This window comes from Aeromonas sp. s10 (genome assembly GCF_040907975.1).
Lineage (GTDB): Bacteria > Pseudomonadota > Gammaproteobacteria > Enterobacterales > Aeromonadaceae > Aeromonas > Aeromonas caviae.
Genome location: NZ_JBFOCV010000052.1, coordinates 119,115 through 131,827, shown reverse-complemented (window position 1 = coordinate 131,827; position 12,713 = coordinate 119,115). Strand labels below are relative to the sequence as shown.

The 12,713-nt window shown below is 63.7% G+C and carries 12 protein-coding genes; 10 read left to right on the top strand and 2 right to left on the bottom strand.

The genetic code is table 11. The annotated features are described in order from the left end of the window. Positions 1 to 62 precede the first annotated feature (62 nt). On the bottom strand, positions 63 to 1,316 hold the full coding sequence (icd, locus tag AB5Y59_RS18830) for an NADP-dependent isocitrate dehydrogenase (RefSeq protein ID WP_010673630.1): 1,254 nt from the start codon (positions 1,314 to 1,316) through the stop codon (positions 63 to 65). A 410-nt stretch (positions 1,317 to 1,726) separates the two neighbouring features. On the opposite strand from icd, the gene AB5Y59_RS18825 reads away from it, so the two are divergent. Next, entirely contained in the window at positions 1,727 to 2,818 is a 1,092-nt protein-coding gene (locus AB5Y59_RS18825) for an alpha/beta hydrolase (protein ID WP_042864175.1), read from the top strand. 84 nt (positions 2,819 to 2,902) lie between these two features. Here AB5Y59_RS18825 and AB5Y59_RS18820 read toward each other — a convergent pair whose 3' ends face one another. Further along, on the bottom strand, positions 2,903 to 3,052 hold the full coding sequence (locus AB5Y59_RS18820) for a hypothetical protein (RefSeq protein ID WP_010673628.1): 150 nt from the start codon (positions 3,050 to 3,052) through the stop codon (positions 2,903 to 2,905). Between the two features lie 557 nt (positions 3,053 to 3,609). On the opposite strand from AB5Y59_RS18820, the gene AB5Y59_RS18815 reads away from it, so the two are divergent. The 9 genes from AB5Y59_RS18815 (at position 3,610) to purB (ending at position 12,702) form a co-directional block, all read left to right on the top strand. Then, on the top strand, positions 3,610 to 3,903 hold the full coding sequence (locus AB5Y59_RS18815) for a hypothetical protein (protein ID WP_053288271.1): 294 nt from the start codon (positions 3,610 to 3,612) through the stop codon (positions 3,901 to 3,903). A 236-nt stretch (positions 3,904 to 4,139) separates the two neighbouring features. Next, positions 4,140 to 6,260 carry a hypothetical protein gene (locus AB5Y59_RS18810; RefSeq protein WP_368212514.1) on the top strand — a complete coding sequence of 707 codons (2,121 nt, stop codon included), beginning with the start codon at positions 4,140 to 4,142 and terminating at the stop codon, positions 6,258 to 6,260. A gap of 3 nt (positions 6,261 to 6,263) precedes the next feature. After that, the gene (locus AB5Y59_RS18805; protein ID WP_368212513.1) at positions 6,264 to 7,094 is read left to right on the top strand and encodes a DUF3142 domain-containing protein; all 831 of its coding nucleotides are present in this window, start codon (positions 6,264 to 6,266) and stop codon (positions 7,092 to 7,094) included. Positions 7,095 to 7,222: 128 nt separating this feature from the next. Next, positions 7,223 to 7,690 (top strand): GNAT family N-acetyltransferase, encoded by a 468-nt coding sequence (locus AB5Y59_RS18800; RefSeq protein ID WP_201893504.1) that lies wholly within the window; start codon positions 7,223 to 7,225, stop codon positions 7,688 to 7,690. An 82-nt stretch (positions 7,691 to 7,772) separates the two neighbouring features. Further along, on the top strand, positions 7,773 to 8,681 hold the full coding sequence (locus AB5Y59_RS18795) for a pseudouridine synthase (RefSeq protein WP_201893502.1): 909 nt from the start codon (positions 7,773 to 7,775) through the stop codon (positions 8,679 to 8,681). 64 nt (positions 8,682 to 8,745) lie between these two features. Then, complete coding sequence (locus AB5Y59_RS18790) at positions 8,746 to 9,213, top strand: NUDIX hydrolase (protein ID WP_010673620.1); 468 nt, start codon at positions 8,746 to 8,748, stop codon at positions 9,211 to 9,213. A gap of 158 nt (positions 9,214 to 9,371) precedes the next feature. Then, positions 9,372 to 10,478: a tRNA 2-thiouridine(34) synthase MnmA gene (mnmA, locus tag AB5Y59_RS18785; protein WP_010673619.1), complete on the top strand. Its 1,107-nt coding sequence runs from the start codon at positions 9,372 to 9,374 to the stop codon at positions 10,476 to 10,478. Positions 10,479 to 10,689: 211 nt separating this feature from the next. Then, on the top strand, positions 10,690 to 11,301 hold the full coding sequence (gene hflD / locus AB5Y59_RS18780) for a high frequency lysogenization protein HflD (RefSeq protein WP_010673618.1): 612 nt from the start codon (positions 10,690 to 10,692) through the stop codon (positions 11,299 to 11,301). A gap of 30 nt (positions 11,302 to 11,331) precedes the next feature. After that, positions 11,332 to 12,702 (top strand): adenylosuccinate lyase, encoded by a 1,371-nt coding sequence (purB, locus tag AB5Y59_RS18775; protein WP_069785343.1) that lies wholly within the window; start codon positions 11,332 to 11,334, stop codon positions 12,700 to 12,702. The last annotated feature ends 11 nt before the right edge of the window (positions 12,703 to 12,713 follow it).

Here is a 12,713-nt window from a genome sequence, read left to right as displayed (position 1 = left end):
CTGCTCTCCTCCATAAAAAAACCGGCGCTCATGGCGCCGGTTTTGCATTTCAACGACCCGGATCACATCTGGTCGATCATGTCCTGGGCGAACTGGGAGCAGGAACGCAGGGTGGCTCCTTCCATCAGACGCTCGAAGTCATAGGTGACGGTCTTGTTGGCGATGGCCGCTTCCATCCCCTTGACGATGAGGTCAGCCGCCTCGGTCCAGCCCAAGTGGCGCAGCATCATCTCGGCAGAGAGGATGAGGGAGCCCGGGTTGACCTTGTCCTGGCCAGCGTATTTCGGCGCGGTGCCGTGGGTGGCTTCGAACAGGGCAACGCCATCGCCGATGTTGGCGCCCGGCGCGATGCCGATGCCGCCGACCTGGGCCGCCAGCGCGTCGGAGATGTAGTCACCGTTGAGGTTCATACAGGCGATGACGTCATACTCGGCCGGGCGCAGCAGGATCTGTTGCAGGAAGGCGTCGGCGATGACGTCCTTGACCACGATGGTCTTGCCGGTCTTCGGGTTCTTGAAGGAGCACCAGGGGCCGCCGTCGATGAGCTGGGCATCGTACTCTTTCTGGGCCAGGGCATAGCCCCAATCCTTGAAGGCACCCTCGGTGAACTTCATGATGTTGCCCTTGTGCACCAGGGTCACGGAGTCGCGATCGTTGTCGATGGCGTACTCGATGGCGGCACGGACCAGACGCTCGGTACCGGCCTTGGACATGGGCTTGATGCCGATGCCGCAGGACTCGGGGAAGCGAATTTTCTTCACGCCCATCTCGTTTTGCAGGAAAGCGATCACCTTCTTGGCTTCATCGCTGTCCGCCTTCCACTCGATGCCAGCGTAGATGTCTTCGGCGTTCTCGCGGAAGATCACCATGTCGGTCAGCTCGGGGTGCTTGACCGGGCTCGGGGTCCCTTCGTAGTAACGGACCGGGCGCAGGCAGACGTAGAGGTCCAGCTCCTGGCGCAGGGCCACGTTGAGGGAGCGAATACCACCGCCGACCGGGGTGGTCAGCGGGCCCTTGATGGCCACGCAGTATTCACGAATGAAATCCAGGGTTTCGGCCGGCAGCCAGGCACCTTCGCCATAGACATGAGTCGATTTCTCGCCGGTATAGATCTCCATCCAGGCGATCTTGCGCTCGCCTTTGTAGGCTTTCTCGACCGCAGCATTCACCACATTCAACATGGCCGGGGTCACGTCCACACCGATACCATCCCCTTCGATAAACGGAATGATGGGATTGTGGGGAACCTGCAGCTTGCCGCTGGCATCGACTGTGATTTTCTGGCCCTGGGTCGGGATAACTACTTTGCTTTCCATCGGCATCTCCTAACTTCCGTTTGTTATCAATCTGATCGTTGCGCGCGGCCATCTTAAGCCCATCCATTTGCATAATCAAATAGCGGGCGTGCATGTCAGACCATAGTCGGGGAGTGGATCACAGTGCGCCTGAGGATCCCCTACTCCCTCGCTGCCCTCTGGTCCTGACGAGGCGCAGGCCCCGTCCATCCGGGCCTCTTCCTCTAGTGATGACAGCGTCTTCCTGCCCTCGCCGCCCCGAAGGCGCCACTCCCCCAAATCCCGTTCGCCTTTACATCGTCGTAACCCCTTTGGCGAGGCAAGGCGCGTCGGGGGACAGGCAGCCGGATCCGGACTAGGCTCTTTGCCAGTGATCGGGGCGCCCGGGGCGTGGCCGATCATGAAGAGAGCACGACAACAAGGAGAACACCATGTTTATCGTCACCAACCGGATGGTCAACGAGCAGGGCAAGACCCCCAGCGAGATCTTTGGCGAAAAACCCGCAGAGGGCCCCAACGAACTGCGCCTCGCCGAGGCCCGGCGTCAGGGCAAACAGTGGCAGCTGGACCTGCTGCCGGATCAGATCACCGCCGAGATGGCCGCCAGCGTCGGCCTTGACCCCGACCTCCCCCACCCGGCCAGCGCCTATGTGGCGCGCAAGCTGCTGGAGCGCTGCGCCGGGACCGGCAGCACGGCCAAGCAGAAGCTCAAGACCGGCAAACACCTGCTGCTGTTCGTACACGGCTTCAACAACGATCTTGACGATGTGCTAGAGCGAGCCGCGGGGCTCGAGGCCCGGTACGGCGTCGAGGTGCTCTGCTTCAGCTGGCCCGCCAATGGCGGCGGCGCCCGGGGCGTGCTGAGCTACAAGAGCGACAAGCGCGATGCCCTGGCCTCGGCCGGTGCCCTTGACCGAGTGCTGGAGAAGATGAAGGGGCTGCTCGACGAGTTCAACGGCCAATATGTGACGCAACTGGAAGAGAAGGCCCAGAAGAAGTTCGCCGACAACGGCGAGGCCTGGGATCGCTACTTCGCCAAGGAGGTGAACAAGCGCTGCCCCTTCACCATCAACCTGCTGCTGCACAGCATGGGCAACTACCTGTTCAAACACCTGCTGGGCAGCACGACCTACCACGCCAACCAGCTGCTGTTCGACAACATCATCATGGCCGCCGCCGACACCAACAACGAGCTTCACGCCCAGTGGGTCGACCGCATCCAGTGTCGCAACCGCCTCTACATCACCATCAATGAGCGCGATGGTGCCCTGATGGCATCGCGCATGAAGATGGGGGAGCAGCAAAAGGCGAGGCTCGGCCACTACACCCGGCGGCTGGATGCCAGAACGGCCACCTACGTGGACGTGACCAATCAGCCCCATGTGGGGGACTCTCACGCCTACTTCGAAGGGGATGCCCTCGCCAACGAGAAGGTGCTGCGCTTCTTCCACACCGTCTTCAACGGCGGCACCGGCGAGCGCGCGGAGCTGTTCGATGCGGCCCAGAACCTCTATCGCCTCTAGCCACTGCGCAAAAAAACCACCGCCCCAAACAGGGCGGTGGTTTTTCATTATGCGCTCACTCGGTGGCCACAAGGCCGCCAGGGGCTAGTGTTCTGCCGCTTCCGGCTGGGGCGCTTCGCTGCGCTCCCGTTGCAGTTCATCGACCCTGGCCTGCCATCTGTCCTGGGCCTGTTTTTGCCCCTGGGACTCGAATTCCTGGCGCATGGTGTCGATTTTTTGGTCAAGTTTTTCCATCAGGATGTCTCCTTACATCTCGGGTTACACACTGGCTGACGGCACTGTTTGGCCAACCTGCTCACCCGATTGGACACCAGGTTTTCCCCAATTGTCCAACAAAATAAACGATTGATTATGCAAAAACCAATCTAGAAAATGGGTTAAAGCTCCTTATGAAACCCCATCACCCACCCTGAAAACGCCTGATAAAAACACTATTTTTACCATTTATATCAATATCTTGAAATTTATGATTCGCTCAATGACTCCCTTGAGATCGGCATGACGAGGATATGCACATTTTTTTCACAAAAACTCCCCGCTCTCCGGGTTTTGCGACCGGAAAGACCCCCTTGTCCATCCAAAAACACGATAGGTTATGACGCAACCCATCTCTTTAATGGATAGATAATCCCCAACCCCGGCCCTGCGGCTTGCCAGCCCGACCACCAGCAGGTTCGCTTGTTACCCATCCGGGCATATCCCGCCCCACTCCCGCCCCGATAAAATGGGGCCGCACCGCGCCTGCTGAGCGGGTTGTTGCCGCCCTCATCCCCTCTCGTCGGAGTCATGACATGGATCTCTTCTGGTGGTTTGCCCTGCCCGTCGCCGCAGGCACCTTCTATGGGTGCTATTTCTGGAACCAGCGCCATGCCCAGCCCGACTGGCTGCGTCTGCCCACCCGCGCCGACTACCTGCACCAGCATCCCGAGTGCGCCACCGACGATGAACATGGGGCGCGCTGCTGCGCCTGCGGCTCCGACAAGGTGCTGGGCCACCCCCAGACCGGCTGGCCTGATCATCGCTTTCGCCACACCTGCCTCGCCTGCGGCAAGGCGCTCTTTCGCACCGAAGAGCCCCCTATATAAGTATCCACATTCGCCCTTTTTGTATGGCGATGGCAGATGCTGACACCCGCGAAGCAGCAAAGAGCACGCGCTCGGGGCAGGGGGATGGCGCAGGCGTCCTGACAGGGAGAGCGCCGACCAGGTCATAATGGGTTGTCGTTTGTGACCCTCTTTCGTACTATTGCCCGCCACTGCGAACCCCCTTTTCCGGCCCGGGCGTCACGCACGGCGCGGGCCCACAAACGGATAGCGATCCCATGACATCTCTGACCCACTGCTCGGTGCTGGCGATGACGCTGGTTGCACTGCCCGCCCTCGCCTCCGGTGACGGTGACGGGTGCGGCTTCTGGCTCACCGACTGCCCTCTCCCCACCTATCCACTCTATCTCAACCAGAACGACACCCGGGGCAACCTGCTGATGCTGCTGGGGGATGCCCAGCATCACCCCCTGCCCTTCACCCTGCCGGCAGATCCGCTGAACGAGCGCAGCCAGCCGCTGTTCTACCTCACCCGCCTCCCCCAGCCGGAGGAGGTAGAGGACCCGGCGCTGCGCGAGCAGCTCGGCAGCCGGCTGGCCGCCTACGACCCGTCCCTCCCCCCGCTGCTCGAGCACTACGCGGGCCACGACTCCCTCTACGGCCACGCCATCTCCAACTCCCTCTCCTCGGTCAGCGCGTTTCTGGACGCCCTCGAGCAGAGCGAGGTGCCCGCCCCGGAGCGCACGTCGCTGCTGCGAAGCCGTCTGCTGATCCTTGGGCAGCAGGAGAGCCCGGCCCCCGCGACCGAAATGAGCGGTGCTGCCCTGGAGTGGCAGGGGTATCTGCAAGCTGCCCGGCACTTCTACGAGAGCCGCTTCGAGGAGGCCCGCGCAGGCTTTGCCGCCTTGCAGCAGGCCAAGGCCCCCTGGGTGGCCGAGAGCGCGACCTACATGGTGATGCGCACGGAGATCAACCTCGCGATGAAGGAGGCGAAGGACGAATACGGCGATCAGGACGTGACCAGGAGTGACAAGGAGGCCCTTCGCCGCGCCATGGCCCAGGGTCAGGCCTATCTGGCGGCCTACCCGCAAGGGCGCTACGCCAGCTCGACCAGAGGACTGTTCAGACGCATCCAGTGGATGTCCGGTGATCTCGGCGCCCTGCGGGATGCCTATGACGAGGCCATGGCAACCCGCCAGCCCTTGCCGGCGCTGGAGGCCCTGGTCAACGAGATCGATCTCACCCTGCTCAGTGGCGATGCCTATCGCCATCAGGCGGCCTATCAGGACTCGGCCCAGCCGGCGCTGCTGTTCGTCAATGCCCTGCGGGGTCTCAGACCGACCTATGAGCGGCCGCGGGACTGGCAAGATGCCCAACTGGACGACGCCATCGCGCACCTGCAAAAAACCGGTCACCAGGCGCAGGCGGCCTATCTCAAGGCCTACGCCCTCTTTTTGGACAAGCAGTTCGAGCAGGTGCTGGCCCTGCCCTCCCCGGGGCAGGAGGACGCCACCCTGGCATTCAGCCACCAGATGCTGCGCATCTGGGCCTGGCAGGGCATGAAGGCCTTCGACAAGGCCGAGCAGGCCCTGATGGCACTGGTGGCCTCCCCCCTGGGTCAGGCCCAGCAGGCGTTCGTGGAGAACGTGCTGGCGGATCACTGGGTGCGCACCGGCAACACGGCGGCCATCTTCCAGCCGGGCAGCCCCATCACCCAGCTGCGCATCCGAGCGGCCGTGCTCAAGCAGGAGGCCGACCCCGCTCTGTTGCGCCAGCAAGCCAGTCAGGGCCCGAGCGCGGCGGAGCGGCAGATTGCGCTCCATACCCTGCTGGTGCGGGATCTCATCGCCAGCGACCCGGCCACCTTCTTGCAGGATGTGGCCCTCATCCCCGCCGATTACAAGGAGGCGACCCCTCCCGCCGACGCGCCCTGGGAACCCGTGCCCAACGGGGATGTGCGCCTCTCGGCGTTCCAGTGGCGCGGAGAGGGGACGCCCCAGGGCTACCACTGCCGGGATCTGACCCAGACCCTTGGCACCCTGGTGCAGCGCCCCGACGATGGTCATGCCCTCAACTGCTTCGGGGAGTATCTGCGCAGCCGGGATCCCCATATCGACCTGTTGCAGGATCGCGAGATGATCTGGGGGCTGGCGCAAGACGAGCGCCCCACGTTCCCGAGTCGCCTCGCCCTCTATCAGGCCGTGATGACCAACCCCAAGGCAGAGCCCGAAGACAAGAGCTATGCCCTCTATCGCGCCATCCAGTGCTATGCCCCCTCCGGCTACAACAGCTGTGACAGCCAGGAGATCCCCAAACGCACCCGGCAGGCCTGGTTCAACACCCTCAAGCAGCGCTATGGCAACTCGGTGTGGGCCAGATCCCTCAAATACTACTGGTGAGCCATGAGCAGACGCTCTGAACGCGCCCTGCTGGCGCTGCTGCTGACGGCCCTGGCCACCCCCCTTGAGGCCAGTGTCGATGCCAGCGCCTATGACGCCTTCTGGCTCTGGTCCGCCACCCGCCACCAGCCGGTACTGGAACAGGCCAGCACCCTCTATCTGCATCAGGGGGAGATCCTGGACAGGCCCGGCGGCCCCCGCTTCGTCAAGCTGGGGCGGGTTCCCTCCCCTCTCAAGGCCGGGCAGGTCTGGCTGGTGGTGCGTGTCAACGCCCTCCCCCTCTCCCCCGCCCACGAGCAGGTGCTGGTGCGCCTCTACGAGGGGTGGCGCGCGGCCGGGGCCAGGGTGGCGGGCATCCAGATCGACTTCGATGCGGCGACCCGCCAGCTCGATCGCTATGGCAACGCCCTGCAACAACTGCGGCGCGCCCTGCCTCCCGAGTGCAAGCTCAGCGTGACGGGGCTGCTCGACTGGGCGAAAACGGGGGACGTGGCAGAGCTCAATCGCCTGCCCGTGGACGAGCTGGTGATCCAGACCTATCAGGGCACGCGCACGGTGCCGGGCTATCAGGCCTATCTGCCCGCCATGGCACACCTGACCATCCCGTTCAAGGTCGGGCTGGTGCAGGATGGGGAGTGGGATCCCGCCTGGCAGACAACACTGGCCGCCTCCCCCCATTACCGGGGCGAGGTGGTCTTTCTGCTCAACCGCCCGGCGCCGATCCCGGAGACCAGCGCCCCTGTTCCCCGGCATGACACCACTGAGACTCGGGTGAACCCTATCGGGACACAGGGGCAAGGGCGTGCCCACGGCAAGCAGCTGTGGCCGACCTAGATCCGGCTGTTGGCATCCACACCGGGCGAGATGCCGTGCGAGAGGAACGCCGCCCGGGCCACCACATCGGTCAAGCCCGCCATCGTGCTGCGCGGCGCGCGCCGTCACAAACAGGGAGAGAAACAAGGATGACGTTTGTCGAGATGAACCCCGCCCACCTGCCGCTGGCCCTGCTGCTGGAGGCCGATCCCGCCGCGTCGCGCATCGCCGCCTACCTGCCCGGGGCCTGGGGCTTTGCCGCCCTGGCGGACAACGAGGTCGTGGGGGCCTGCGTGGCGGGCCTGGTGGGGGAGCAAACCGCCGAGATCTTCAACATCGCCGTTGCCCCCAGCCGCCAGCAGCAGGGCATCGGCTCCGGCCTGCTGCGCTTCGTGCTGGAGAACCTGGCCGGGAAGGGGATAGGCCGCGTCGAGCTCGGTACCGGCAGCTTCGGCCACCAGCTCGCCTATTACCAGCGCCACGGCTTTCGCGTCCATGCCGTCGTGAAGGATCACTTCCTCATCCACTATCCCGAGCCCCTGATGGAGCACGGCATCCAGCACAAGGACATGCTGCGCCTCTCCCTCGCACTGGCGCCGGACACCGCCTCCCCCTGACCCGAGAGGTAAGCCCCGCTCTCCCCCTGATGGCCGCCCCCTGTGGTACACTCCGCCATCCCCTGTTTTTGGTAGGCATGCGATGAAATCAGCCCGTCCCCGTCTCTCCCTCTCCGCCCGCCCTGACGCAGGCCGCACGGCCAGCGGGCCTACCACTGTGCCCCCATCCCAACGCCGGGAGGCCCGGCACCCAGGGAGCGTCAACGAGCGCAAACCGGCCCCCGCCCCGGCGGATCGCAAGCTGCTGCTCCTGAACAAGCCTTACATGGTGCTCTGCCAGTTCACCGACGAGGCGGGCCGCGAGACCCTCAAGGATTACATCAGCGAGCCCGGCATCTATGCCGCGGGCAGGCTCGACCGCGACAGCGAAGGGCTCTTGCTGCTCACCAACGACGGCAAGTTGCAGGCGCGCCTCACCCAGCCGGGAGAGAAGACCCCCAAGACCTACTGGGTGCAGGTTGAAGGCATCCCGAGCGAGGAGAAACTGGCCGCTCTTCGCGCCGGTGTGGAACTCAACGACGGCATGACCCTGCCCGCCGGGGCGCGCATCATGGATGACCCTGCCGTGTGGCCACGCAATCCGCCCATACGCGAGCGCAAAGAGATCCCCACCTGCTGGCTCGAGATAACAATCGTGGAGGGGCGCAACCGCCAGGTGCGGCGCATGACCGCCCATATCGGTCACCCCACCTTGCGCCTCATCCGCTATGCCATCGGGGAGTGGACTCTCGATGGGCTGGCGCCGGGAGAGAGCCGCGCCCTGCCCGCTCCCGATCTGGCACCCGCGTCACGACCAGCCGCCACGCAAGGCAAACCACGGGCATCCGCCGCAGCCGGGGGCACTGGCCGCAGCGCCCCCCGCACCGCCCGGCCAACAGATCAGGATCCAGCCCAGGGGCGGGACCGCCGCGGGGCAGACCCGCGCCAGGCCAATCGCAGCGGCGGGCGCACCACCGCCCGCCGTCCGGCTCGCACCAAGCCCTCTGAATGAAGGCGACAGCGGATCTGCATCGAGCGCCCCCGCCGGGGCACAGCCAACAAGACAAGGAGTCCTTATGAGCGATCACCCACCGCTGCCCACCCGCCTCACCGTGGCCGCCCTGGTGCACTGGCAGGGGCGTTTCTTGCTGGTGGAAGAGGAGATTGCGGGCAAGCGCCGCTTCAATCAGCCCGCCGGCCACGTGGAGCCGGGAGAAGATCTCATCCAGGCGGCCTGCCGCGAGCTGAAGGAGGAGACCGGACTCACCGCCGCCCCCACCGGCTGGCTCGGGGTCTACCTCTTCAAACCGGCGGACAGCGAGGCCACCTTTGTGCGCACCGCCGTCATCTTCGACCTTGAAAAGTCGCCCGGTCAGCACCATCCAGAGGATCCCGACGGTGACGTACTGGCCTGTCACTGGCTCAGCCTGGAGGAGATTGCCGAGTGCAAGCCCGCCCTGCGAAGCCCCCTGGTGTGGCAGTGCATCCAGGACTATCTGGCAGGCACCCGCCTGCCGCTGTCGGCCCTCAAGGCCTTTATCTAAGCGCCATTGGACGCTCTTTTTGACGCGATGGGGCCGAGACAAGAAAAACGATTTCCCGCCACCGGGCTTCCAAGGGGAACGGCGGCAGGGAGATGTGACCGGGGGCGCAAAACTCTGGTAGAATACGCCCCGTTTAAACGAACTGGTAACTTCGACTAATGACAGACAACAGCCAAATCAAGGTGATCGTCGGCATGTCCGGCGGCGTGGATTCTTCCGTCTCGGCCTACCTGCTCCAGCAGCAGGGCTATCAGGTCGAAGGCTTGTTCATGAAGAACTGGGAAGAAGACGACACGGACGAGTACTGCTCTGCCGCCCAGGATTTGGCTGATGCCAAGGCCGTCTGCGACAAGCTGGGGATGAAACTCCACACCATCAACTTCGCCGCCGAATACTGGGACAACGTCTTCGAGCACTTCCTGGAAGAGTACAAGGCGGGTCGCACCCCGAACCCGGACATCCTGTGCAACAAGGAGATCAAGTTCAAGGCGTTCCTGGAATTCGCCGCCGAAGAGCTGGGGGCCACCTACATCGCCACTGGCCACTATGTGCGCCGTGACGACAGCACCGGCCGCCCGCGCCTGCTGCGCGGTCTGGATACCAACAAGGATCAGAGCTACTTCCTCTATACCCTGAGCGAAGCCCAGGTGGGTCAGAGCCTGTTCCCGGTCGGGGATCTGGAAAAACCCGAGGTGCGCCGCATCGCCGAGCAGCTGGATCTCATCACCGCCAAGAAGAAAGACTCCACCGGCATCTGCTTCATCGGTGAGCGCAAGTTCAAGGACTTCCTGGCCAAGTTCCTGCCCGCCCAGCCCGGTCCCATCGAAACCGTGGACGGCAAGATCATCGGCGAGCATCAGGGGCTGATGTACCACACCCTGGGCCAGCGCAAGGGGCTTGGCATCGGCGGTCGCAAAGATGCCACCGAAGAGGCCTGGTACGTGGTGGACAAAGAGGTGGAGCGCAACACCCTCGTGGTGGCGCAAGGGGAACACCCCCGTCTCTACTCCGACGGCCTGGTCGCGAGCCAGCTGCACTGGGTGGATCGCACCCCTATTCGCGCGCCGCGCCGCTGCACCGTCAAGACCCGTTACCGTCAGGAAGACATCCCCTGCCTGATCCAGCCCATCGACGATGAGACCATCCGGGTCATCTTCGACGAGAAGCAGGCTGCGGTGACCCCGGGCCAGTCCGCCGTCTTCTACGACGGGGAAGTGTGTCTGGGCGGTGGCATCATCGAACAACGTTTCAGCCATCCGGTCTAAGGGCTGGGCGCTCACGAGCGTCCGCGCTGTACTCCCTTCTCCCCTCGCGGGAGAAGGGTTGGGGATGAGGGGGTAACCACCCTCACCCTGACCCTCTCCCTGAGGGAGAGGGGACAAAGAAAAACAGTACCAGGCAGCGATGCATGATTGGCAACGTCCAGGCCGGATCATGGCATCGGCCGGTGAATGAACAGAACAGGGCCGTGAAGATATGAGCGACAAATTCCAAGACAGAACCATGGCCTTCGCAGGCATCTGCCAGGCCGCCTATCTGGTGCAGAAAGTGGCCCGTGACGGCTCCTGCGACGAAGCCTCCCTGCGCGAGAGCCTGCAAAGCATTCTGGTCACCAACCCCACGCAGCCGCTGGAAGTGTTCGGCAGCCACCTGGCCATTCGCGACGGCTATCGCGCCCTGGTGGAACAGCTGGGAGCCGACGGCAGCCAGAAGAATGCCGAGCTGACCCGCTACGTGGTGAGCCTGATCGCGCTGGAGCGCAAGCTCGCCAAGCGCAAGGACATCCTCAACATGCTGGGGGAGCGGATCAGCCAGATCGGCCGCCAGCAACAGCATTTCGATCTGCTCGACGAGCAGATCCTGGCCAACATGGCGAGCATCTACAGCGACCTTATCAGCCCCATCGGGCCGCGCATCCAGGTGGCGGGCACCCCGCTCTTCCTGCAGCAGCCCCTGGTGCAGCACAAGGTGCGCGCCCTGCTGCTCGCAGGCATCCGCGCCGTGGTGCTGTGGCGCCAGCTCGGCGGCAGCCGTACCCAGATCATCTTCGCCCGCAAGAAGATGGTGGAACTGGCCAAACGATTTTAACCCCCACACCAATCATCAGGAGTTCACCCCATGGAGCTGTCCGCGCTGACTGCCGTTTCCCCGATTGACGGTCGTTATGGCGACAAGGCCGATGCCCTGCGCCCTATCTTCTCCGAATTCGGTCTGCTGCGTTTTCGCGTCGAAGTCGAGGTGCGCTGGTTGCAAAAACTGGCCAGCCACGCCGGGATCCCGGAAGTCCCTGCCCTGAGCGAGGCAGCCAATGCCGTGCTTGACGGCATCGTCAGCAACTTCAACGAGCAGGATGCCGCCCGCATCAAACAGATCGAGCGCACCACCAACCATGATGTGAAAGCGGTGGAGTACTTCCTGAAAGAGAAGGTGGAAGTGAACCCGGAGCTGGCCGCCGTCAGCGAATTCATTCACTTCGCCTGCACCTCGGAAGACATCAACAACAACTCCCACGGCCTGATGCTGAAGACCGCCCGGGAAGAGGTGATCAAGCCTTATTGCGAAAAGCTCATCAGCGAGATCAAGCGCCTGGCCGTCGAGTACCGCGACATGCCGCTGCTCTCCCGTACCCACGGTCAGCCGGCGACCCCGAGCACCATGGGCAAGGAGATGGCCAACGTCGCCTACCGTCTGGAGCGCCAGCTCAAGCAGATCATGGCGGTGGAGCTGCTGGGCAAGATCAACGGTGCCGTGGGCAACTACAACGCCCACATCAGCGCCTACCCGGATGTGGACTGGCACCAGTTCTCCGAGGAGTTCGTCACCTCTCTCGGCCTGACCTGGAACCCCTACACCACCCAGATCGAGCCCCACGACTATATCGCCGAGCTGTTCGACGCCCTGGCCCGCTTCAACACCATCCTGATCGACTTTGACCGCGACGTCTGGGGTTACATCTCCCTGGGCCACTTCAAGCAGCGCACCATCGCCGGCGAAATCGGCTCCTCCACCATGCCCCACAAGGTCAACCCCATCGACTTCGAGAACTCCGAAGGCAATCTGGGTCTGGCCAACGCCGTGTTCCAGCACCTGGCGAGCAAACTGCCCATCTCCCGCTGGCAGCGTGATCTCACCGACTCGACTGTGCTGCGCAACCTGGGTGTGGCGGTGGGTTACTCCCTGATTGCCTATCAGGCGACCCTGAAGGGCATCTCCAAGCTGGAAGCCAACGCGGACGCCATGGCCGCCGATCTGGACGCCAACTGGGAAGTGCTGGCGGAACCCATCCAGACCGTGATGCGCCGCTACGGCATCGAGAAGCCCTACGAGAAGCTCAAAGAGCTGACCCGTGGTCGCCGCGTCGACGCCGAAGGGATGCGCACCTTTATCGACACCCTGGCCCTGCCGGAAGCGGTCAAGGTCGAGCTCAAGAAGCTGACCCCGGCCAACTACATCGGCGACGCCCAGCGTCTGGTCGATCTGCTGAAATAAGTGATGTAACC

Coding starts and splice junctions, on each gene's coding strand:
- AB5Y59_RS18810 (WP_368212514.1), top strand. CDS start 4,140: ATGACATCTCTGACCCACTGCTCGGTGCTGGCGATGACGCTGGTTGCA.
- AB5Y59_RS18815 (WP_053288271.1), top strand. CDS start 3,610: ATGGATCTCTTCTGGTGGTTTGCCCTGCCCGTCGCCGCAGGCACCTTC.
- AB5Y59_RS18825 (WP_042864175.1), top strand. CDS start 1,727: ATGTTTATCGTCACCAACCGGATGGTCAACGAGCAGGGCAAGACCCCC.
- icd (WP_010673630.1), bottom strand. CDS start 1,316: ATGGAAAGCAAAGTAGTTATCCCGACCCAGGGCCAGAAAATCACAGTC.
- AB5Y59_RS18820 (WP_010673628.1), bottom strand. CDS start 3,052: ATGGAAAAACTTGACCAAAAAATCGACACCATGCGCCAGGAATTCGAG.
- purB (WP_069785343.1), top strand. CDS start 11,332: ATGGAGCTGTCCGCGCTGACTGCCGTTTCCCCGATTGACGGTCGTTAT.
- mnmA (WP_010673619.1), top strand. CDS start 9,372: ATGACAGACAACAGCCAAATCAAGGTGATCGTCGGCATGTCCGGCGGC.
- AB5Y59_RS18790 (WP_010673620.1), top strand. CDS start 8,746: ATGAGCGATCACCCACCGCTGCCCACCCGCCTCACCGTGGCCGCCCTG.
- AB5Y59_RS18795 (WP_201893502.1), top strand. CDS start 7,773: ATGAAATCAGCCCGTCCCCGTCTCTCCCTCTCCGCCCGCCCTGACGCA.
- AB5Y59_RS18800 (WP_201893504.1), top strand. CDS start 7,223: ATGACGTTTGTCGAGATGAACCCCGCCCACCTGCCGCTGGCCCTGCTG.
- AB5Y59_RS18805 (WP_368212513.1), top strand. CDS start 6,264: ATGAGCAGACGCTCTGAACGCGCCCTGCTGGCGCTGCTGCTGACGGCC.
- hflD (WP_010673618.1), top strand. CDS start 10,690: ATGAGCGACAAATTCCAAGACAGAACCATGGCCTTCGCAGGCATCTGC.